The following is a 21,384-nucleotide window of genomic DNA, read 5'->3' on the forward strand; positions in this document are numbered from 1 at the left end:
CGGACTTCGTCCTGCTATACAATCAAAAGCTGGCGCAGTGTTTTTTATGTAGGTTGGGCTTTAGCCCATCAACCTTACAGTTTATTCGCCAGTTTTGACGGCATAAATGCCGACCTACATTAAGAAAAGGGCCTAGGACGCTTCGCTTCGAGGACGGGCTGAAGCCCTGCAAGGAAAGCAAAAGCCAAAGGCTCCAAGTTGTTATCTTTTGATTTTCCGCTTTATCTTTTCCGGCTTTATCCGTCTCTGCTCTTACCGTCTCAGCCTTTCCGGCCTTTCTCAGCTTTCCCTAGAACCTACTTTTTGTGCTTAACAAGTTGTTTACATTATTGTCTTTTTCATGTCATGGTTGTGTTTTAGTATTCGAGCTGATTAGACCTCGTACCACACTAGTAAAACTAGAATGCCAATATTAAAGGAATAATAACAATGAAACGACCTGTAACTCGTAGAGACTTTTTAGCTATGTCGGCTAAAGGCGTGGGCGCTGCCGTTGTATCTTATGGCTTAATGGGCTGTAGCAGTGACGATGATGACAAGGGGATTTACGCCGAGTTTTTACATGGGCTTGCCAGCGGTGATCCTAGCCATGACGCAGTGATTATTTGGACTCGAGTCACCCCAGAAGTTGATGGTGATATTAAAGTGGCTTGGGAAGTGGCCACTGATGCGAGCTTTGCTCAGCTGGTGGTCAGTGGTGACACTATTACTAATAGCGACCGTGACTATACCGTTAAAGTTGATGCTATGGGGCTTGAGGCTGGCACCCAGTATTTTTATCGCTTTAAAACTGGCAACAAAACCTCTCAATCCGGGATGACAAAAACCTTGCCAAAGGGGTCTATAGATAGTGCCAAATTTGCGGTGCTCTCCTGTGCGAATTTTCCAGCAGGATATTTTAATGTGTATGAGATGGCATCAAGAATGGATGACCTCGATGCGGTGATCCACTTAGGCGATTATATCTATGAGTATGCGCGCGGTGAGTATGCCAGCGAACGTGCCGCCGAGCTTGGGCGTGAAGTCTTGCCCGAGGGCGAGTTAATGAGTCTAGACGATTATCGCACTCGTTACGGCCAGTATCGCAGTGATATCAGCTTGCAGAAGCTTCATGGTAAGACGCCATTTATTAACGTGTGGGATGACCATGAGGTCGCCAATGATAGCTGGCGTGAAGGGGCTGAGAATCATAACGAAGGCGAAGGGGACTTCGATGCCCGTAAAGAGGCGGCGCTGCAAGCTTACTTCGAGTGGCTCCCCATCCGACCATGGCGCGAAGGCAACCATGAGGAGATCTATCGCTCATTCCAGTTTGGTGACTTGGTCGATCTGCATATGCTCGATACCCGTCTGCTTGGGCGAGATAAGCCGCTGGACTACGCCGAATATATTGACCCCGCAACGGGTGGGCTAGATAGCACTCGTTTCATGGCGGATGTAACCGATACCAATAGAACCATGCTTGGTCAAGAACAGCAGGCCTGGTTGCAGACGGCGTTACTCACCTCAACGGCAACTTGGCAAGTATTAGGGCAGCAGGTATTGATGGGGAAGATGATGTTGCCTGCGGCAATTGCTACTCAACAGTTGTCGATCCCTGAGTTTGGGCAGTTGGCTGCACTCGCTCAGTTTGCTGCACGAAAAGCGGCGGGCGACCCAACACTGACTGAAGATGAGCTTAAGTATCTATCTTTCTACGGGCATAAGCTTACGCCTGAGGCGATGGCGTTACTACAGCTGCCATCGATCCCGTATAACTTGGATGCTTGGGATGGTTATGCTTATGAGCGAGAGGTGATTTTGGCAACGGCTAAATCACAGGCGAAGAACCTAGTGGTGATTGCCGGTGATACCCATAACGCATGGGCGAATGAGCTAAAAGACGCAGCGGGTGATGCCGTAGGCGTCGAGTTTGCGACTAGCTCGGTATCATCACCAGGTCTAGAGTACTATCTTGGTATCGATGCTAAAGATATTCCCGCAACGGAGGCGGCAATTATCGATCTGGTCGATAATCTTGCCTATGCGAACTTGATGAACCGTGGCTTGATGACTCTCACCTTTAGCCATCAAGAGGTGCGTAGTGACTGGCGCTATGTCGACACCATCTACACGCGTGACTTTAAAGAGGATATCGAGAGAAACTTCTCTATGACCACTAAGGCTGGTACTCCCTCTTTAAGCGCTGTCACTGAGTAGCGGCTGGACTGATTGAGCCGAGACTGGCTGAGAGTAAGCTATTGCATCGCTGCTTTCAGCTCAGGGGATTTTCGTTGTTTAGATTTAATACCAAGGCAACCTAATGAGGTTGCCTTAATTTTTTAGTGATTAGGAGGTAAGTTTTCGGCTTTTTTGCAGCAATCATGACTATTTTAGTATAGAATTCGCCACCAAAATCCGGTGGGTGCTTAGACTTTGAGCAGTAAATAAATTTTATGATTTACTGGGCACTATTCTAGATCTTGGGATTGATGTCATCACCGACCTTTTTATAACTTTACGCTAAACTATTTTGACCTACCCTTTATATTAAATACTCCTCATCAGAGTGTTTAGTCGATAGAGTAAGGGCTCGTTTTACTTAGGATTTAGATTAAGTAAAAGAGGTCAATTTCAGTAGTGCAGCGGCAGCTATAAGACTAATTTCAGATATTAATAACAAAATGGGGACGGTCAGATGTCAGAGAAACGCTTTATTACCGCACAGGAGTTGCTAGAAGATTCTTTTCGTTTAGCGGCACAAGTTTATGAAAGTGGCTTCCGTCCACAGTTTATCGTGGGTATTTGGCGTGGTGGCGCTCCAATCGGTATTGCAGTTCAGGAATTTTTCGACTTTAAGAAAGTTGAAACAGACCATATCGCAGTGCGTACCTCGTCTTACTATGGCATCAACCAGCAGAGTAAGCAGATCAAGGTGCACGGGCTGCATTATATCGTTGAAAATGCTAACGCTGGTGATGGTCTATTGATTGTCGATGATGTGTTTGACTCAGGCCGCAGTATCCATGCGTTAATGGAGAATTTAAGTGATTTGATGCGCTTGAATATGCCAAAAGATGTACGTATCGCTTGCCCATACTACAAGCCACAAAATACAGCTGTGCCATTAAAGCCTGACTACTTTATCCATGAGTCTGATGAGTGGTTAGTGTTCCCGCACGAAGTTTCTGGTTTGTCTGCTGAAGAGCTTGCCGAAGGCAAAGGTGATCTGAAAAATATTAAAGACCTGTTTGTATAGATCGTTTGAGAATTCATTTAAAAGCCACCGATAGGTGGCTTTTTTTGTTTCAAAAGAAGGGCCTATGACTTAGGGCAGCTTCGCTGCGAGGACGGGCTTCCCCCTGCTAGGAACAGCAAAAGCATGAAGCTTTACCTTTTGCTTTCCCGGCTTTTCTCGTCTTTGCATTTTCGGCTTTTACCGTCTTAGCATTTTCCTAGAACCTAGAACCTAGAACCTAGAACCTAGAACCTAGAACCTAGAACCTAGAACCTAAAGCTTATCAATCTCATCTTTTAGCTGGTATGACTTATCTGTGACGAGTTTTTCTAGGGTAGCGACACGCTCTCTGAGTTTTTCTAGCTCGGCCTTAACACTCACTAGCTCATCGAGTTCGACCCGACCTTTGTGTTTGTTGTATTCCTTTAAAGCGGCGATAGTAAAAACGCCGATGATAGCCAGTGCGGCAACCGAGAAGGGCCCCATATGTAACTCCTTGATGAGTAAAGTGCTACTCAAGTATAGCGGCAAAAGCGAAAAAGCAGGTCCTAGGAAGGCAAAGACGGAGAAGATAGAAAAAGCAGGTTGTAGGGAGAGCAAAGATGGTAACAGCGAACGGCCTGCGGCCTAGGGAACGTGACTGCGTCACTTACGGAACGCTGCGCTTACGGAAAAGATAGCAAGAGCGGGAATCAAAGAAGTGGACATTACGATGCTTTGCTCTTTGCTCTTTGCTCTTTGCTCTTTGCTCTTTGCTCTTTGCTTTTCCTGCTTGTCCGGTCTTGCCTTTCCGTCTTTTACCGTCTTAGCATTTTCCTAGAACCTAGAACCTAGAACCTTCTCTTAGCGCTAATGCTTCATCTTAGATTTAATCAATAAGCACTTTTGCTCATATTGCAGAGCCTCTTTAAGGGCTCGTAGGCTTGTATCTGATAATGGCTTTTGTGTTTGGCCTGACTCTACTGAACTAATAAGCTGTTGTAATCGATTCGCATTGCCATAGCTGCAATCAGTGGGGATCAGTGACTCGTTATAGCTGCGCATAAAAACAGGGCCTCTACTCGTGTCTAACTTGGCAAGTGAGTCGAGACGCTGCTCTGCAGTTGCGGCGCTAAGCATTTTCTGCTCACTTGGGTAAAGGTTTTCCATCACGGTGCGTACCTTAGCAAATGGCAGATGTGTTGGTTGTTGAATTCGCTTTAACCACCTGTCTTTATTCGAGGTTTCAGGGCGAATAACCTCTGCGGCCAATGCCGATTTTTGGCCGGCATCAGAATTATCCTTTGCACGCTCTTTATTGAGCCAGTAACGGCTGTTGCGGTGATTAAAGCGATTGAGTTGAACTATCATCTTCCAGCGTAGTGCTTGGTCGATCTCAACGCCTTTTATGCTTGCGGTTTGCTTGAGGAGTGCATCGATATGGTTGAGGGCATCGTTGCTTCTGGCAAACTCGATATAGACTGCAAACCAGCGACGCTGAATGTCGCGGTTGCCCTTGTTGACCATCACCTTTCTCAGGCTCATCTGTTCAATAGCTCTTATCGCTTTTTTGGCATAGTGTTGATTGATAGGTGCCATCTTATCTAAATAGATGCGCGCGTTAGATAAGCTGGTTAATACCTGATCTAAGATGGTGAGATCTCGCTCGCCGGGCAAGTTAACCAGTACTGTGCCTATGTAATCATTTAAGGATTGTTCCCCGCTTTCAACGCTGTCCCACAGGCTTTGCCACAGCATGGAGCGCAAAAAAGGGTCATCAACGGAGGCGAGATAGGTCCGTGCCGTGTTAAATGAGGTCGGGTCTAGGGTCACTTTAACAAAACCCCAGTCTTGGTAATTTGGATAAACGAGTGCGGGGCAGTGTAGGCCGATAACTTTGCTTACTTCGGTGGTTGCACCGCTATAAATGACGGGCACACTAATGTTGTGATACAAGCGGTTTCGACCTTGGGTGAACAGTCCTAGTTGCACTTTCTGCTCTCGTAAGGTGGGTAAGCCCCTTGGTGCAGTTTGTTTTAGGCTAAAGGCGCTAATACGGCCGTTGCTGCAACTATATTCCGCTTGTAGTGTGTTGACGCCAGCATTATGCAGCCAGTCTTGGCTCCATTGGCTTAAGTCTCGTTTTGAGACCTGCTCAAGGCTGGTGATAAAGTCTTTTAACTCGGCGTTCTGGTAGCTGTACTGAGTTAAGTAGTTTTGCACTCCCTTTTGGAAGGTTTTCTCGCCTAGCAGGTGGTTGAGCTGTTTCAGTGTCGATGCGCCCTTGGAGTAGGTGATGGCATCGATGTTATCGAAGGCATTTTGGCTGCTCGCGACAGGAACCTCGATAGGGTGCGTGCTGGCTAAGCTGTCTTGATGATAAGCATCTTGTTTGTTTTTAGCGTAGAAGCTGCGCCAAGCATGGCTAAATTCGTCGATCTGGCTGGTAGCGAGTGTCCCCATAAAAGAAGCAAAGCTCTCATTTAACCATAGACCATTCCACCACTTCATGGTGACTAAGTTGCCAAACCATTGGTGCGCCATCTCATGCATGATAACGCTTGCTAGATGCTGCTTCTCGCTGGCTGTCATTTGAGTATTTGTTAGAAAGTGGCTTTCGCTATAGGTGATTGCGGCTGCGTTCTCCATGGCGCCATAGAGAAAGTCTGGTACTAACACTTGATCGTATTTGTTAAATGGATAGGGGATCCCAAAGTAGTTATCGAAGAAGGTTAACCCCTGCTGGGTGTAGTTAAACCAATCTTTTTCATCCACCTGCTTTGCCACAGACTGTCTGGCAAATAGGCGTAGCGGATATTTGCCAGAGCTGTCTTGCCACTCATGGTAGGGGCCTGCATGCATTGAGAAATTGTAGGGGCTTAGCTTAGGCGACTCAGGAAATACCCATCGGCGCTGCTCCCCCTGCTCGATTACCGAAGTTTCTCTCATGGCGCTGATCACTGTCCAGCTTTTGGGCGCGGTTACCGATAGGGTGTATGTTGCTTTAAGGTCTGGCTGATCGAATAGGGCAAACATCTGCTGGGCGGCAGCAGGTTCAAAATGAGAGTAGAGATATACTTTGTTATCGACCGGGTCGACGAAGCGGTGTAACCCTTCGCCATTACTACTGTAGTTGCGAGTGAATTGCACCTCGATAGTGTTGCTGCCACGGTTTAACAAACGTGGATTGAGTGTGATATAGCTGTTGTTGTAGTTGGGGTAGACCTTCTTGCCGTTAATGGTGAAACTGTTTATTTGGGCTTGATTAAGGTCTAAGCTCAACGGCTGTCTGGTGTCGCTGAGTTCGAAGTTGACAGTGCTGATGGCGCTAAACTGCTGCTCGCTCAGGGTAAAGTCGAGTTCATATTCCACATCAGAAATTCGCTCGGTGCGGGCTGCGGCTACTTGCTGGCTAATATAAGGAGTTGCATCACGTTGGCCACTCAACTCTTTACTACTAACATTGGTGGCGATCAAAGAACAACATAGTGCGGCGGCAAAACCTGTGTGCAGCAACTTCAAAACAACTTCCTTAATATTAAACTCAGCGGGCTTTAGCCCTTATTATTCTATTTAAACGCTAGCCTGATTTCGGCCTGATACTGTTCGGTATTATGACAACAACTATCAACCCAAGGAACCATAGCACAAGCGGCATAAGTTACCTTATTTCGAGTTGTCGCAGAAGCAATAAAATGCGTCATTTTTGTCGCAATGCTAACGACTCAATGAGCGCATTAAAAAGCCAGCGTACTGCTGGCTTATTTAATGGAGGGGCATTCTTTAGAGAATTATAGGCCTAAGAAAGACTTAGACTTAACCTTACGGATCTCTTTTTCATCAGACCATTCGATTAGGCCTGTCTCTAGATCCATTAGGCGCATGGTCATCTTGTAGTAAACATCTTTGGTGCTGCCATCTTGCTTCACGATGCTAGAAAGGTTGCCGTATAACATGTACTGAGCACCGATCTGACGACCGAAGTTAATTGCTGTAGATGGGTCAACCATGCCTGAGTTGTTCTGGTAGTCTAGTTGCTTGCGCACAGCATCTACCTTAGTCATGTCGATAAAGCGGAACTTACCCGAGCGTAGTAGCTTGTTGCTGATCGAATCGGTTACCGATTCGGTGTCGATATGCTCAGAAGTCTTGTTCTTGATCTTATCAACGAAGATGATTGGACGATCATTCGCCGTCATAGCCACAACGGGTGGGAAAGTCAGCATGCTGTCGACCATCTTAGCGGCAATAGCTTGAAGGTCAGTTGAGCCGAAGTTTTCGTTAACGGTTTCCACTTCAGTGGCATCACCGTATTCGACTTTAGATTGGCAGGCAGATAAACCTATTACCGCTGCAAGGATAAAAACGACTTTTAAATGTTTCATAGTAAGTTCCATACAAGTGATTGCTAAATGATTATTGAATAAAAACGGGTGTAATTACCAGTATCAATTACCCAGACTAAGGTTGTACGTCCACTCTTTACTTCGATGGGATCGGCTGGATTATTGTCTAGCATTAGTGAATAACTGCCGGGCTTTACATATGAGCGAGCGATCTGTGCCTGCTCTGGTAAGGTTAACCAGCTACGTCTATCAGCCTGCTCGCTAACCACATTAAAAATTTGCATGGCAATAGAGGCGTAATCGATATCATTATTGCGCTTCTTTGTCTCACTTTCGACGCTCTGAGCCATTTCTGACTTGGCATAGATCCGCGCGGCCTGTCTAACGAGTGCAGCCGGAAGCTCCTCTTTGAGAGCGGTAATAGCGAGGGCATCGATGTTGGCGATGGGCGCGGTTTTTAGCACAGTGCCTAGACCTTGCACCTGTCCCTGTTTCACTGGTTGTCTATTGGGGTAATAGGTGGCTAAGGAGGCTGTCTGCCAATTCCCCTTAATGGTAAAAGGCACGGTGAAACTCTGTTTCTCAGGTACGAAGCCACGCTCTAGCATGATGATAACTTGGCCGTCACCTTTATTGGGTAAAACCGCATCGCCCCAACGGCGCTTAAACTCATCGTACTGAGGCATAGCAAGCTGCTTTGCTAACCTGACTAAGTCTTTTTGCAAGTAAGGGTTATTAGGGGTGATCTGTGCTGCCTTTCGGTAGTCGATAAAGGCATCATTGGGCTCGCCTAGGATCTCGTGTAACATTCCCGTTGTATAATAGCTATAGGCATTTAAGAAGGAGCTGGTGGTTGTGCCGGCCGCTTTACTGAGCTTATCGATCTCAGCATCTATCGTGCCGTTTGCCATGGCTTGTACCGATTTATTCGACCTTTGATAGCGAGCCTGCTCTTGGCTCTGTAGTTCATTACTGCGGCGTACTTCTACTAGCGCGCCTTGAGGGTCGCCTGCAAATAGGTAGTTTAGCGCCTGATATTGGTGCAGCATGATGCGCTCATAACCGGGGCCGCGATAGGGAATAACGTTATCGTTAACGAAAAGGCTACTGGCAGTCGCCCCAGCATCACTTAGGCTGATCTTGGCCTTGTCATCGAATGCTCGGTAGGCTGAGATTGCTTGCTGATAGTAGCTTTTACTGGTATCGAAATTACCAGCTATTTGGGCGCTTCTGCCCGCTTCTTGGGCATAGAGCAGACCATCGGCACCATCAATTTTTTCCTCGACTAATTTGGCCGCATTTTGTGGCGTGGGCGAGTTGAGTTGAGCCTTTACGGGGGCAATTTGAGAGGGGTAATTGATAAAGATACTGTTAAATGCGCAGCCATTTAGACTTAATATCATCACCGTAAGCAGTAGTAAACTTCTCATACCTGAGTCTCTTTGGTTTGCGCTAGTTGCATCGCCTTCCTTGATAACAGTGGGTTAGGCTGCTTAGGTTTAAGTCGACTTAGTTTAAAGCCCGCTTAGTTTAAAGCTTGGTTGAATTTATCGATTGCTTCCAATAATTATAAGAGGTGAAAGCTCATTTATTGCGTGTTTATAAAAACTTACAATATTTGATGTTTATATCAAGGCTTTTATAGCGCTTTAAAGCTGAACATAAGATGAATACCTTAAATAGATGCTTAAAAAGCACACGCTAAGTTGTACTCTTTTCGCTCGATTAAATCTACTCATCTTAATGATTGAGTGTATCAATAATGGGGAGGGGGCGTTTCTTCTGCCTGACTTGCCATATTGCTTGGTTCGACAGCCTGTAGCTTATTAATAAGCAGCTTTAGCTGCTCCTGCTGAGATGCCAGTAAATTGTTGAGCTTGATAACTTGTAGGTTGAGCTCTTCGATGGTGCCGTCTTGAAAGGCGATTTTCATCTCTAACTCTTCGACTCGATTTTCTAAATTATCCAAATTGACCTCTGATGGATAGGGCTTCACTGTCTCGGCTGCTCAATAGAGCGGTCAGAGAGGGTTGGTTTAGCTGATTATACAACGGCAAGTCATCTTTATGGAAATTTGCTCTTTAAAAGAATGACGAAGCAAGCGGACAATAAATGTTCATAAAGCTGAATGAAACCTGAAAAAGGCATTAACAGATGCACTCGTGAATGAACTCGCTTCGATTTCTGCTGTCTTTATGGTGACGATAGAGATAATCATTGCTAAGTTAATGGGCCTAAATCCTTATATTTGCACAGCAAGTGCAGATAACAGATACAAGTCTAAATGGAAAAGAGTGGTTAATAATAGCTGAGCCGCTTTTAACCAATCAGATTGGAATAACCTATTTAACTAGTATAGAGTGGTTCGCCTAAATAAAAATAAAGGTTAGTTTAACCACGTAAAAATGCTGAGGAAGCTTTAATGAAATCGATTTATAAATATTCACTAGTGGCCCTAGCAGTAGTCGGCCTAACAGCGTGTAATCAAGAGCAGGCTGTAGCGGTAGATGCTCCTGTAGAATTAAAGACAGAAGCCCAAAAAGAAGCTTACAGCGTTGGTGCGTCAATTGGTACTTACATGGCTGGCCATATTAAAGAGCAAGAAGAACTTGGTCTAAAAGTGGATAGAAGCTTAATTGTTACTGGTTTTAGCGAAGGTCTAAACAGTGAGCTGAAACTGACTCAAGAAGAGATGCAAACTATTTTGCAAAGCCTTGATGAGAAGCTAAATGAGAAACGTCAGGCGCAGGCTGCTGCATTGGCAGAAAAGAGCCTAGCTGAGAGCAAAGCATTCTTAGAAGCTAACAAGGCTAAAGAAGGCGTAGTGACTACAGATTCAGGTCTACAGTATGAAGTGATCACCGAAGGCACGGGTGACAAACCAACGGCTGAAGACACAGTTAAAGTTCATTATGTGGGTACACTAACTGACGGTACTGAATTTGATAGTTCAGTTGCTCGTGGCGAGCCTGCTACTTTCCCACTTAACCGTGTTATTCCTGGTTGGACTGAAGGCGTTCAGTTGATGTCGGTGGGTTCTAAGTACAAGTTTGTGATCCCTGCTGAGCTTGCTTACGGCGACCGTGACACAGGTAGTATCCCAGCCAACTCTACACTGGTATTTGAAGTTGAGTTGCTTGATATTCAAAAGGCCGATGCGCCAACTGCTGATGCGTCTCACGCACACTAATTTTAGTCGTTAACGACTAAACTAAAAAGGACGCAATATGCGTCCTTTTTTATTGGCTTGATTTTAGTATTAAAACGCGTAGGTAACGGCAAATCCAGCATAGTCGAACTGTGCATCGTTGTAGTAATCATCGGTATCGGTAGTTTGATTTATCTGCCCTGCAAATAGGGAGGTCGCCCAACGCTTGTCTAACTGATAATTTAAGCTTAACCAGAGGCTTTCTTGCTCGAAGTCGGACAATCCTGAGATACGATACCCTATGGTGGTCGAGAGACTCTCGGTAAAATGATAACCCGCCTCTATGCTAGCTGCTGGCGTGACAAATAGATCGTCATGTTCACTTAAGTTCTCACCATTGATGTTATCTAGGCGAATCGACTGTCCAACAATGCTGACTCCTATGCCGGCATCGAAAACCCAGTCGCTATTTACTAGTAGCTTGTAGACATAATCCGTACTGAGCATCCAGTTGCGGTAGGCTGAAATGACTTCTGCGCCTGCTTGGTAATGCTTTCCACCAAAATTGATGTCTTGTTTTAATGTCGTGGTGTCGCGTGCTTCCATTGGGGCAAACCCAAATGAGAGGTATTGGGATTGATCTAGCCCCCAACGTAACTGCGCAGCTGCATAGGTGTTAGGTTCGGATTCGCGGCTGAAGTCATAAAGATCGAAGCTGTCTTGACCCACTTCATTGATCTGGTTCTTCTCGGTATCAAAGCCTCCCACTAAGAGTGAGTAGCTACGCGTTAGCTTCTGCTCTTTTTGACCCCATATTTCGGCATTTTGGTTCTGTTTTTTGCTTTTAGGGCCGGTTAATCCGGGCGTGTAGCTCATTGCCAAACCAATATGATCTTCCCCAAAACTGGGGACTATAACTAGATCTGAACTGTTGTAGGGATCGGTAAAATATAAACTGCTAAATACTGCAATGGAGCCGCCAGCCAAGACGTCATCAACATAATGACGGTTAGCCCAGACTCGGCTTGCGCCCACAAAAGTGGCAGCCGCGTATGCGGGGATCCCCCAGGCGTTACCATATCTATGATGTATATAGGCCGCGCCAGAAAACGCCGCAGAGGTATGACCCGATGGGAAGGAATTGCTCTCGCTACCATCTGGGCGAAGCCGCTCATAACCAAATTTCATTGTGTGAGTAATAATGCCTGTTGCGGCAGCGCCTTTAGCTAGTTGCCAAGCGCCTTCGGTGTCACCTATCCACAAGCTGCCGATGAGAGCACCAGCGGGTAGGGCTATTTGTACGACATCACCTAAGTCTGAAATGGTGCCAGATTGCCCTTCAAAAATCTCACTTTGAGCCAAAGCGGGTGAACAGGCTATTGTGATGCTAAGCGCTGTAGCGGCAGAATATCTTAGTGACGAAGTACCTAGTGTCATCGTTATCATCCTTGTTGCTATTTTTGCTTATTGTAATGCTTTGTGTCGATTTGTATCTATTTAGGTGTATTGTTTGTGATTAAGTTTCAATTAGATCAGATTTTTAGTTTCACTCTAGGCGCAAGCTCACATTTATTGGGTTAAAATGATCCTTGAGAGTGATGTTTATTTTGAGCCAAATTATGGAATACGAATTTTTACGCAATACCATTACCGATACTGTATTTGCCCGTTTTAGTATGGATCATGAGGCGCTGGGTTTTTGGTTGTCGGAGGAGCTTGCAGATAATGCTGAATTATATGTTGAGATCTGTCAGCAAATTGAGCGTTTACAAAGTGGTCATGGTAATGAGTGGCGTTTGGTGGGTAAGGCGCTGTCCCTTGAGCTGGACCGAGAGCAGGCGAGAGTCTTTGCCAACGACATCGAAGATAATGATGATCAAGAGTTAGATGAATCGATGTCATTTTATGATGGCGAGTCGGAAGCTTTTTGTGGCTTAGAGGACTTTTATGAGGTGCTTGTGAGCTGGCGACGTTTCTTAGACGAAAATTGATTGCCGATCTTCAGATTTTTTTATCATCAGAAATGTACTAAAAAGGCAGCGTTTAGCTGCCTTTTTGCTCTAAATACTTTATTTCTACCGAATATCATTACTGATTTAGGTAACGTACCGCCATCTCAGTGCGTGACTTAGCGTTGGCTTTACGCAGTAAGTTTTTCACGTGTACCTTAACAGTGCCTTCACTAATGTGTAGTTGCTCTGCCACTATGCGGTTGCTCTGGCCTTCGGCAAGGTGTTGCAGGATCTCTAACTCTCTAGGGGTAAGGTTGTCGATCCACTCTTGCTCATTAACCGAGCTGTTGAGTTCTGACAGATACTCTTGCACGTTATCACTGATCACCCTATGGCCGAGCATGGCACTCTTGAGCATATCGAGCAGTATGTCTGGCTCGGTGTCTTTTAGTAAGTAACCATCGGCACCTGCTCTCATTAAGCGGATCACGTCTTGCTTAGCATCGGATACCGTTAAAATAACGATACGAGAGGTGACGCCCTCTTGCCTTAATGCATTCAGCGTGTCTAAGCCAGTCATTCCCTTCATGTTGAGATCGAGCAATATAATATCAGGCTCGTCATCGCTCACCGCTGACAGCGCATCTAGACCACTACCCGCCTCACCAAATAGGGTGAAATCAGAGTCAGAGGTAACGAGCTGGCAGATCCCACGCCGTAGCAGTGGGTGATCATCAATTACTAGAACCGAATAGGGCTTTCCCATTTTAAGGCCTCCTGCTGAGGTATATACGTCAAATTAACAAGGTGAAAATCCATTAATCACCTATAAAATCAACAGTGTATCAAGTATTTATCTATTCACTTTCTTCCTGTTGAGGTGGGAAGGTAAGGGTCACTGTTGCCCCTCCTTTTTTATTCTGGCTAAATTCTACCACACCAGAAAGGCGACTTGCGCGTTCATGCATAATTCCAAGACCAAAATGTTGATCTCTTTCTTTCAGTTCCTCGATGCCGACACCATCATCACTGATACTAATAACCACTTTATCACTCGATACCTTCTGGCAGCTAATATGAATTTGCTTGGCATTGGCGTGTTTAATCGCATTTAAAGTCGCTTCGCGGGTTAATTGTAGAATATGAATATGTTGGTTTGCGCCTAATAATTGTGTTGGTAACTTATAGTCTAGGGTGATCTCAGCATCAGACTGACCACGTAGTTGTTCTACCATGGCTTCAATCGCATGCCCTAGGTTGGGGTCTTTTATGGTGAGCCTGAAGGTTGATAGCAACTCCCTTAATTGCACATATGCGGTATTGACCCCTTCGTTAATCTCTTGTAGTTGCAGTGCTGCGGTTTCGCTTTTACAGGTTTTATCCAGTTCTTTGGATAACAAGTTAACCTGAATTTTTAAGAAGGAGAGTAGCTGTCCAAGGGAGTCATGCAATTCTCTGGCGATGACGCCACGTTCTTCCATTAGAGCGAGTTGCTGTCGTTGTTCACCGGCGTTGTAGATCACCATAGAGCGAGCCAACATGATGGCGAAGTTGTTCAGTAGCTGAAAAGAAAAGGGCTTAGTGGAAAGTACCTCTAAGTAACCTAAGTTGTTATCCTCAAACTCTAAGGGGAACTGTTGGGTATCGTCGCTATGGTGCGGCCATTCATGGGCGTTGTCAGTTGTAATAATATCGCTGACTTCACCATCTTGTACCATGACTAAGCGTAAGCGAGCCTCACTCTCGTGAGCCTGGAGTTGGTTGAGTGCTTGGGTTAGGCTGTTGGCGTCGAGCTTACTGGAGTGCAGCATGACTAGACTATCATAGAGTAGGGTTAGCTCATTGTTAGCCCGGGTTAATGCAACGGTTTTTTCCTGAACCTGCTCTTCTAAACCTTGATAAACACCGGCTAGTTTTTTTACCGTCGAATCCAAAGCAGTGCTTAAAGCACTTAATTCTAGGTACTCTGTTTTAGGCATTTCTACATTAAAATTACCTTGTGAAATTGTATCAGCCGCCTGCATCAATTGTTGCAGCGGTTTAACAACTTTGCGCTTTGCGAGTCTTACGGTAAAGAACGCAATTAATAACATTAGGGCTAAACCTGTTATCTGGCTCACGGCTAAAAACCGTAACTTTAAGGCTGCATATTGCTCAGTTTCTAGTACAAAGAGATCAATCGTATCGACAAAATCTTTTAACGCTGCAGCATATAAACGAGAATTCTCAGACTCTATGTAATAACGCATGATCTGCCATTTATCGATAACGGTTAAGTACTTTTCTTTTAAATTATCTGGGGTATACCAACTAAGTGAGCGCCTAAGTGCTGGAGAATTAAGGGTGTTTTCAAACTCTTCTATCTTATTTTTAGCCTCTTCACTACCTGAGTTTGCATAAAACATCAGTCGGTAACTCTGCATGCGAAGCGAGCCTGATGCGTTAATTGCTCTGGCATCGCCAAGGCTATAGGACAAGTTGATGATGGCAAAAATAGCCAAGCCACTCGACAATAAAATGAGAGTGAGCATAAAGCCCCAGATGGCCGAAGTGAGCCTGCCTTTTTTCATAACAAATCTCAGTAATAGAATTTAACAGCTATTAATTTATAGCGGTTTAACATTAGTGGATACTTGATTACATTAACAAATGCGCAAAAATGTGAGCAACAACACATTCACAAGTTGATCTACCGCAAGGTTTGCCGTGGATACCCCCTTGTGGGTATGTCCTTGTTACATAGAAGTGATTAAATTCAACCTTGAAATAGGTGGGACTATACAAAAATACAAAAGTAACATGGAGATGAGATGGTGAAAACATTAACTAAAAAGTCTTTTGCACTGAGTGCAATCGTAGCTGCAAGTTTAATGGCTGGTAGCGCAATCGCAAGCGATGAAACTGAACCACGTAACGAAGTTTACAAAGATAAGTTCTCTAAGCAGTATAATAGCTGGCATGACACTTCAGAAAGCGTTGAGATCATTGATGCACTAGAGCAAGATCCAAACCTAGTTATTCTTTGGGCAGGTTACGGCTTTGCTAAAGATTACAACAAGGCTCGTGGTCATATGTATGCGGTAACTGATTTACGTAACACGCTGCGTACTGGTGCGCCAAAGAGCGCTGAAGATGGTCCAATGCCTATGGCATGTTGGTCTTGTAAGAGCCCTGATGTACCACGTTTGATTGAAGAGCAGGGTGAAGACGGCTACTTCAAAGGTAAGTGGGCTAAAGGCGGCGCAGAAGTTGTAAACACAATTGGTTGTTCTGACTGTCACGAAAAAGGTAAGTCTAAGCTACGTCTATCTCGTCCATTCGCTGAGCGTGGTATGGAAGCAATTGGCACACCATTCGATAAAGCTTCTCGTAAAGACAAGCAGTCTATGGTTTGTGGCCAGTGTCACGTAGAGTACTACTTCGAAAAGACTGCTGATAAGAAAGGCTTTGTTAAGTTCCCATGGGACAAGGGCACAACTGTTGAAGATATGGAAGCATACTATGATGCTATCGACTTCGCAGATTGGACTCACGCTGTTTCTAAGACGCCAATGCTAAAAGCACAGCACCCAGGTTATGAAACTTGGCAGCTAGGTATGCACGGTAAGAACAACGTAAGCTGTACTGACTGTCACATGCCTAAGGTTAAGAATGCTGAAGGCCGTAAGTTTACCGATCACAAAGTGGGTAACCCATTCGATCGTTTCGAAGAAACTTGTGGTACTTGTCACGAGCAAAGCAAAGAGTTCATGGTTAACCTAGACAAAGAGCGTAAAGCCAAGGTTAAGCAGATCCAAATGCAAGCTGAAGATCAGCTAGTAAAAGCTCACTTCGAAGCAGGCGCTGCTTGGAAAGCGGGTGCGACTGAAGCTGAAATGAAGCCAATCCTAACTGATATCCGTCACGCTCAATGGCGTTGGGACTATGCAATCGCTTCTCACGGTGTTGCATCTCACGCTCCAGATGAAGCGCTACGTGTTCTAGGTACTGCAGTAAACAAAGCAGCTGATGCACGCGTTAAGCTAGCTCAACTACTTGCTAAGAAAGGCGTTAAGCAGCCAATCGCTCTTCCAGACATCTCTACTAAAGCTAAGGCGCAAGCAGCTCTAGGTATGGACATGAAGAAGATGAACGCTGACAAGGCTGAATTCAAGAAGACTGTTCTACCTAAGTGGGATGCTGAAGCTGAAAAGCGTGAAGCAACTTACAAGTAAGATTTACACATAATAGTGTTTAATATTAAAAGCCCTCGTAAGAGGGCTTTTTGTTGTCTGCTTTAATAATACAATCTTTTTGCTGCGGGATCTTAACTAGAAAAAGTAACGACGAGCTTCTATTTGATGAGTTTTAGTAAAGCTTTAAAGCGATCGCCTGTGGCTTGTTGCTGTAGCTCAAACAGTAGAGATTCAACGTTAGTTTGCTTAGCGCCGCATGCTAGCATCATTTGAATACCACATAGCCTGTTTGCCTCTTCTCTAGAGGAGGTTGCATCTATCACTAGGTGCGTTTCATAGCCGTTTTCCAGAAGGTCCATGCAAGTTTGGTAGACACAAATATGAGTTTCTATTCCGACTAGGATGACCTGTTTTTGAGGCATGTCGCTGAGCTTGGCTCGAAAGTCATTCGTTTGCCATGCGCTAAAGTGCTCTTTATTGATGGGGTTGCAACTCCTTGTAAGTACTTGGGCTAACTCTTCACTGGTTGAGCCGAGCTTATCCGGAAGTTGTTCCAGCCACAAAATAGGTACATCAAACAACTGTAGCCCTTTTACAAGCGCATCGAGCCTTTGGTGGAGTTGTTCACTTTGCTGAACGACCTGTGCCAGTCGCCCTTGAACATCGACCACAACTAATACGCACTCTTCAGGATTTAGCATCTTAACCTTCTTTGACTTTAAAAGTGGACTCTGTCAGTAAAGCGGAGCGTTTTGCTGATGCCAATTGGAAATTGGTCTAATGCATCACAATCTGTGCTTTATCTTTGTGCAGAACATGAATAATTGCACTCCTCTGGTGCATTTACATTCACTTCCCCTTATTGCTTATCACCTATCTACTTGAATTTTAATGTTTAGTTAATTTGGCCTGATGCTTGAATTGTGTTTAAACAAATCGAAATGGAATTGGAGAGTGTGATGAAACTGGTGAGTGCGATTATTAAGCCATTTAAATTAGACGATGTGCGAGAGGCTGTTGCTGGCGTTGGCATTGAAGGCATGACAGTGACAGAGGTGAAAGGTTTCGGTCGTCAAAAAGGTCACACCGAGCTATACCGAGGCGCCGAATATCAAGTGGATTTTCTGCCTAAGGTAAAGCTTGAGATAGCAATTAAGGCTGAGAGGCTGGAGTTGTTGCTCGAAGCGATTAGCGGTGCGGCGCGCACTGGAAAGATAGGCGATGGCAAGATTTTCGTGATGGATCTTGAGCAAACAATCCGTATTCGAACTGGCGAACTCGACGGCGAAGCACTTTAAGGGGATAGGCTAATGGAAGATTTAACAAAACTGGGATTGACGGTAACAGAGTTGCGCTTTGCCCTTGATACATTTTACTTTTTAATTTCAGGCGCATTGGTTATGTGGATGGCAGCGGGCTTTGCCATGTTAGAAGCGGGCTTAGTACGTTCGAAGAATACCACGGAGATCTTGACCAAGAATGTCTGTTTATACTCGATAGCCTGCATCATGTATCTGATTGTTGGCTATAACATCATGTATGTAGATAACGGCGAGGGGGGATGGCTACCATCGTTTGGATCGCTTATCGGGTCTCAGTCTGAAGGGGCCGATCACGCGCTTGAGTCCGACTTCTTTTTCCAAGTGGTGTTTGTCGCTACGGCTATGTCTATTGTATCGGGCGCCGTTGCGGAGCGCATGAAGCTGTGGGCCTTCCTAACCTTTTCAGTATTTATGACGGCGGTGATTTATCCGGTTGAAGGTTACTGGACCTGGGGCGGAGGTTTTTTATCGGAAGCAGGCTTTGTCGATTTTGCTGGTAGCGGTATTGTGCATATGGCTGGCGCCGCTGCGGCGATTTCTGGAGTGTTGTTGCTAGGTGCGCGTAAGGGAAAGTATGGCGCTAATGGTCAAGTGAATCCTATCCCAGGCTCAAACTTGCCTATGGCGACACTGGGTATGTTCATCTTGTGGATGGGCTGGTTTGGCTTTAACGGCGGTTCGCAGCTGCTGGTGTCGGATGCAGAGAACGCCAGTGCGGTGGCTAAGATCTTCGTTAACACTAATTCGGCGGCCGCTTTCGGTGCTATTTCGGCGTTAATCGTGTGTCGACTCATCTGGGGTAAAGCGGATTTGACCATGATCTTAAATGGGGCGCTAGCTGGTCTAGTGGCGATTACAGCCGATCCACTGTCTCCATCACTTATGATGGCGGGTGTGATTGGTGTTGTTGCTGGTGGCTTGGTGGTGTTCTCGATTGTCGCCTTCGATAGGATAAAAATCGATGATCCTGTGGGCGCTATCTCGGTACATGGAGTGGCAGGGTTACTGGGCTTAGTCTTGGTTCCGGTATCTAATAGTGATGCATCCTTTGTGACGCAGCTATATGGTGCGGCGGTGATTTTTGGTTGGGTTTTCTTGGCGTCCGCTGCTGTATGGATGGCACTTAAGGTGACCATAGGGATCCGCGTTTCAGAGGAGGAGGAATACAATGGTATGGATGCATCTGATTGTGGTATCGATGCCTATCCCGAGTTTGTTTCGGTTAAGAGTGCCAATTAGGACATAGAGCATAAGCCATATTGCTAGCGGTGCTAGCTAGAGAGCTATTCTAAGAAGCAGGGGTCATCCCTGCTTTTTTTGTGATCATAAGTATGATGCAGTTAGTTATTTTACATCGGTCCATTATGGGCTAGAGTAAGTTAACTGAAATTTAGTTATTGGACTGCTATGAAAAAGTTCAGTCTTCTCCTAGGTATGCTGCTTGCCACTCTCACTGTAAACGTGAGTGCAGGACAAGTCGTGGTGCGAAAATCCAGTGAGCCCTTCGATGCGTTTGCGGTCAGAGATGAAGTGCAGAAGCAACATGAGTGGCGTGAAGCGCTACGCTTTCAACAGCAACTTCAGATCTTACAGGCTTTGCCTTTAGGGTGTGTACCACTTGCGACTCCTTACCACCACTTCTCCTGCCAAGGCTTATTTTATAGGCCATACCCTTACCAGAATAGAGAGCTGTTTATTCAAATCGATCCTCCTGCAGGCGAGTCGCCCTAGCAAGGTTATTTCAAGAGTAAGTCAACAAAGTGGCTGGCAATATAACTTAGGTCTAAAGGGAGTTATTTACGTTTTGTAACGCATTAACACTCGGGGTGGATATTCATGACATATGCTTAATGCAGAGGTTTTTGCTTAGGGAGTGTGATGAAACGGTCAATTGTTTTACTCATCGTCCTGTTAATTCTATGTATGCTGCTTATCAGTGGCTGCGCAACGCAGCCCGTGGCGACGTCTGATGACTTAAGCGCTTATTTTCATGATCGGCACTTTACAGCCTCTCTAGATCTGCCCGATACCGATGACCTATTTGAGTTACCCGAGTCAGCTGTGCATTTGCTTCGCAGAGAAGTGATAAGCTCCAAGAACTATCAGCAGCAATCGAGCGTGATGATGCACGAGTGGCTCGCGAATTACATCAATGCCAGCGATGGCGGCTTTCGCTATGCCGATAATCTCACTCTTAGTGCCAGCGATACCTTCGAAAATAGAGAGGGAAATTGTTTATCTTTAGTGGTGTTGACGGCGGCTTTAGCAAAGGAGCTTGGTGTTAAGGTGGAGTTTCAGGAGGTGGATATTCCCCCTGTATGGGATAGGCAAGGGGGCTTTTATCTCGTCAATGGCCATATTAATCTTAAGCTGTTGCCTCAGAATAAGGGCAATGTCTTCAATATCTCCACCCAGTCGATACAGGTAGATTTTCTACCCGAGCGTGCCATGCAAGGCTATCAGAAACGTCGAGTTAGCCGCTCTACAGTCGTGTCAATGTTCTACAACAATCTCGCTGCAGAAGCCTTGGTCGAAGGTGACTACGACCGTGCCTATGGCCTATTAAAGCTCGCTCTAGAACAATATGAGTTGTTTCTGCCAGCACTAAATACTCTGGCGGTTTTGTATCGTTATAAAGGTTTAGACTCACAGGCTGAGGCTTTATACCAATATATCTTGCGAGTAGAGCCTGAGGATATGAATGCCCTTAATAACTACGCCATAATGTTATCGGCGCAAGATAGGCTGGAGGAGTGGGCTGATGTGCACAAGGTGATGGAGCTAGCGCGGATTAGAAACCCCTATTATTACTATGGCATGGCGCAGCAGGCGTATTTCGATAGAGACTACCAAGACGCGTTAATCTGGTATAAGAGGGCGATCGCCAAGGCGGATTATCGACATGAGTTTTACTTTGGTCTGTCACGTACTTACTGGGTAACAGGGGATGAACGGCGAGCGGAACAAAGTCTTAAAAAGGCCCTTAAACTCACTACCGATGAATACAATAAACGACGCTATCAATCAAAGTTACAAGCTATGAGAAGCCATTAGATTACTTGCTGCTTTTTCGCTGCCGATATTGGACTTTGTGTTGCATGGCGACTTTAATCTAAATAAATGCGTTGCGCCGATAAAAATTTATAGTTTTACTCGGTTAAGTCGGCGGTTTTTCGAATGTAATCATATCATTTTGTCTTTATTAATCTCTTTTTAAACAACGTATTAAAAATAATCATATGAAA

At 45.3% G+C, this 21,384-nt stretch carries 18 protein-coding genes; 9 read left to right on the forward strand and 9 right to left on the reverse strand.

The features are described from left to right. Positions 1-429 precede the first annotated feature (429 nt). The gene (locus tag K5Q92_RS19960) at positions 430-2,199 is read left to right on the forward strand and encodes an alkaline phosphatase (protein ID WP_220770624.1); all 1,770 of its coding nucleotides are present in this window, start codon (positions 430-432) and stop codon (positions 2,197-2,199) included. Between the two features lie 478 nt (positions 2,200-2,677). After that, a complete protein-coding gene (locus K5Q92_RS19965) occupies positions 2,678-3,238 on the forward strand; it encodes a phosphoribosyltransferase (protein ID WP_220770625.1) in 561 nt (186 codons plus the stop codon). Positions 3,239-3,490: 252 nt separating this feature from the next. On the opposite strand, the gene K5Q92_RS19970 is transcribed toward K5Q92_RS19965, so the two are convergent. The 5 genes from K5Q92_RS19970 to K5Q92_RS19990 form a co-directional block, all read right to left on the reverse strand. Beyond that, positions 3,491-3,703, reverse strand: coding sequence for a hypothetical protein (locus tag K5Q92_RS19970; RefSeq protein ID WP_220770626.1), 213 nt, complete (start codon positions 3,701-3,703; stop codon positions 3,491-3,493). 363 nt (positions 3,704-4,066) lie between these two features. Beyond that, positions 4,067-6,718 carry an aminopeptidase N gene (gene pepN / locus K5Q92_RS19975; RefSeq protein WP_220770627.1) on the reverse strand — a complete coding sequence of 884 codons (2,652 nt, stop codon included), beginning with the start codon at positions 6,716-6,718 and terminating at the stop codon, positions 4,067-4,069. 269 nt (positions 6,719-6,987) lie between these two features. Beyond that, positions 6,988-7,581, reverse strand: coding sequence for a penicillin-binding protein activator LpoB (gene lpoB, locus K5Q92_RS19980; protein WP_220770628.1), 594 nt, complete (start codon positions 7,579-7,581; stop codon positions 6,988-6,990). Positions 7,582-7,604: 23 nt separating this feature from the next. Next, positions 7,605-8,972 carry a COG3014 family protein gene (locus tag K5Q92_RS19985; RefSeq protein ID WP_220770629.1) on the reverse strand — a complete coding sequence of 456 codons (1,368 nt, stop codon included), beginning with the start codon at positions 8,970-8,972 and terminating at the stop codon, positions 7,605-7,607. A gap of 326 nt (positions 8,973-9,298) precedes the next feature. Continuing rightward, a complete protein-coding gene (locus K5Q92_RS19990; RefSeq protein ID WP_220770630.1) occupies positions 9,299-9,511 on the reverse strand; it encodes a SlyX family protein in 213 nt (70 codons plus the stop codon). 453 nt (positions 9,512-9,964) lie between these two features. Here K5Q92_RS19990 and fkpA point away from each other — a divergent pair, with 453 nt between their 5' ends. Then, positions 9,965-10,732, forward strand: a complete 768-nt coding sequence (gene fkpA, locus K5Q92_RS19995; protein WP_220770631.1) for an FKBP-type peptidyl-prolyl cis-trans isomerase — start codon at positions 9,965-9,967, stop codon at positions 10,730-10,732. Positions 10,733-10,801: 69 nt separating this feature from the next. Here fkpA and K5Q92_RS20000 read toward each other — a convergent pair whose 3' ends face one another. Beyond that, positions 10,802-12,127 carry a phosphatase PAP2 family protein gene (locus K5Q92_RS20000; RefSeq protein WP_220770632.1) on the reverse strand — a complete coding sequence of 442 codons (1,326 nt, stop codon included), beginning with the start codon at positions 12,125-12,127 and terminating at the stop codon, positions 10,802-10,804. A gap of 182 nt (positions 12,128-12,309) precedes the next feature. On the opposite strand from K5Q92_RS20000, the gene K5Q92_RS20005 reads away from it, so the two are divergent. Beyond that, positions 12,310-12,681, forward strand: a complete 372-nt coding sequence (locus K5Q92_RS20005; protein ID WP_220770633.1) for a YacL family protein — start codon at positions 12,310-12,312, stop codon at positions 12,679-12,681. Between the two features lie 97 nt (positions 12,682-12,778). On the opposite strand, the gene K5Q92_RS20010 is transcribed toward K5Q92_RS20005, so the two are convergent. Together K5Q92_RS20010 and narQ are read right to left on the reverse strand one after the other, a co-directional pair. After that, on the reverse strand, positions 12,779-13,408 hold the full coding sequence (locus tag K5Q92_RS20010; protein ID WP_220770634.1) for a response regulator: 630 nt from the start codon (positions 13,406-13,408) through the stop codon (positions 12,779-12,781). A 91-nt stretch (positions 13,409-13,499) separates the two neighbouring features. Continuing rightward, positions 13,500-15,212 carry a nitrate/nitrite two-component system sensor histidine kinase NarQ gene (narQ, locus tag K5Q92_RS20015; protein ID WP_220770635.1) on the reverse strand — a complete coding sequence of 571 codons (1,713 nt, stop codon included), beginning with the start codon at positions 15,210-15,212 and terminating at the stop codon, positions 13,500-13,502. 240 nt (positions 15,213-15,452) lie between these two features. Here narQ and nrfA point away from each other — a divergent pair, with 240 nt between their 5' ends. Further along, positions 15,453-16,856 carry an ammonia-forming nitrite reductase cytochrome c552 subunit gene (gene nrfA / locus K5Q92_RS20020; RefSeq protein WP_220770636.1) on the forward strand — a complete coding sequence of 468 codons (1,404 nt, stop codon included), beginning with the start codon at positions 15,453-15,455 and terminating at the stop codon, positions 16,854-16,856. Between the two features lie 119 nt (positions 16,857-16,975). On the opposite strand, the gene K5Q92_RS20025 is transcribed toward nrfA, so the two are convergent. Then, on the reverse strand, positions 16,976-17,518 hold the full coding sequence (locus tag K5Q92_RS20025; RefSeq protein ID WP_220770637.1) for an isochorismatase family protein: 543 nt from the start codon (positions 17,516-17,518) through the stop codon (positions 16,976-16,978). A gap of 258 nt (positions 17,519-17,776) precedes the next feature. Here K5Q92_RS20025 and K5Q92_RS20030 point away from each other — a divergent pair, with 258 nt between their 5' ends. The 4 genes from K5Q92_RS20030 (at position 17,777) to K5Q92_RS20045 (ending at position 21,193) form a co-directional block, all read left to right on the forward strand. Further along, positions 17,777-18,115 carry a P-II family nitrogen regulator gene (locus K5Q92_RS20030; protein ID WP_202720612.1) on the forward strand — a complete coding sequence of 113 codons (339 nt, stop codon included), beginning with the start codon at positions 17,777-17,779 and terminating at the stop codon, positions 18,113-18,115. A 12-nt stretch (positions 18,116-18,127) separates the two neighbouring features. Beyond that, entirely contained in the window at positions 18,128-19,378 is a 1,251-nt protein-coding gene (locus tag K5Q92_RS20035; protein WP_220770638.1) for an ammonium transporter, read from the forward strand. Between the two features lie 168 nt (positions 19,379-19,546). Further along, positions 19,547-19,870, forward strand: a complete 324-nt coding sequence (locus K5Q92_RS20040; RefSeq protein ID WP_220770639.1) for a hypothetical protein — start codon at positions 19,547-19,549, stop codon at positions 19,868-19,870. Between the two features lie 147 nt (positions 19,871-20,017). Continuing rightward, on the forward strand, positions 20,018-21,193 hold the full coding sequence (locus tag K5Q92_RS20045; protein ID WP_220770640.1) for a lipopolysaccharide assembly protein LapB: 1,176 nt from the start codon (positions 20,018-20,020) through the stop codon (positions 21,191-21,193). Positions 21,194-21,384 lie beyond the last annotated feature (191 nt).

Source organism: Shewanella sp. MBTL60-007, from assembly GCF_019654915.1.
Classification (GTDB): Bacteria; Pseudomonadota; Gammaproteobacteria; order Enterobacterales; family Shewanellaceae; genus Shewanella.

What these genes read in the sequence shown, in the direction of transcription:
- K5Q92_RS19960 (WP_220770624.1), top strand. Translation starts at nt 430, where the DNA reads ATGAAACGACCTGTAACTCGTAGAGACTTTTTAGCTATGTCGGCTAAA.
- K5Q92_RS19965 (WP_220770625.1), top strand. Translation starts at nt 2,678, where the DNA reads ATGTCAGAGAAACGCTTTATTACCGCACAGGAGTTGCTAGAAGATTCT.
- K5Q92_RS19970 (WP_220770626.1), bottom strand. Translation starts at nt 3,703, where the DNA reads ATGGGGCCCTTCTCGGTTGCCGCACTGGCTATCATCGGCGTTTTTACT.
- lpoB (WP_220770628.1), bottom strand. Translation starts at nt 7,581, where the DNA reads ATGAAACATTTAAAAGTCGTTTTTATCCTTGCAGCGGTAATAGGTTTA.
- K5Q92_RS19985 (WP_220770629.1), bottom strand. Translation starts at nt 8,972, where the DNA reads ATGAGAAGTTTACTACTGCTTACGGTGATGATATTAAGTCTAAATGGC.
- fkpA (WP_220770631.1), top strand. Translation starts at nt 9,965, where the DNA reads ATGAAATCGATTTATAAATATTCACTAGTGGCCCTAGCAGTAGTCGGC.
- K5Q92_RS20000 (WP_220770632.1), bottom strand. Translation starts at nt 12,127, where the DNA reads ATGACACTAGGTACTTCGTCACTAAGATATTCTGCCGCTACAGCGCTT.
- K5Q92_RS20005 (WP_220770633.1), top strand. Translation starts at nt 12,310, where the DNA reads ATGGAATACGAATTTTTACGCAATACCATTACCGATACTGTATTTGCC.
- K5Q92_RS20010 (WP_220770634.1), bottom strand. Translation starts at nt 13,408, where the DNA reads ATGGGAAAGCCCTATTCGGTTCTAGTAATTGATGATCACCCACTGCTA.
- narQ (WP_220770635.1), bottom strand. Translation starts at nt 15,212, where the DNA reads ATGAAAAAAGGCAGGCTCACTTCGGCCATCTGGGGCTTTATGCTCACT.
- nrfA (WP_220770636.1), top strand. Translation starts at nt 15,453, where the DNA reads ATGGTGAAAACATTAACTAAAAAGTCTTTTGCACTGAGTGCAATCGTA.
- K5Q92_RS20025 (WP_220770637.1), bottom strand. Translation starts at nt 17,518, where the DNA reads ATGCTAAATCCTGAAGAGTGCGTATTAGTTGTGGTCGATGTTCAAGGG.
- K5Q92_RS20030 (WP_202720612.1), top strand. Translation starts at nt 17,777, where the DNA reads ATGAAACTGGTGAGTGCGATTATTAAGCCATTTAAATTAGACGATGTG.
- K5Q92_RS20035 (WP_220770638.1), top strand. Translation starts at nt 18,128, where the DNA reads ATGGAAGATTTAACAAAACTGGGATTGACGGTAACAGAGTTGCGCTTT.
- K5Q92_RS20040 (WP_220770639.1), top strand. Translation starts at nt 19,547, where the DNA reads ATGAAAAAGTTCAGTCTTCTCCTAGGTATGCTGCTTGCCACTCTCACT.
- K5Q92_RS20045 (WP_220770640.1), top strand. Translation starts at nt 20,018, where the DNA reads ATGAAACGGTCAATTGTTTTACTCATCGTCCTGTTAATTCTATGTATG.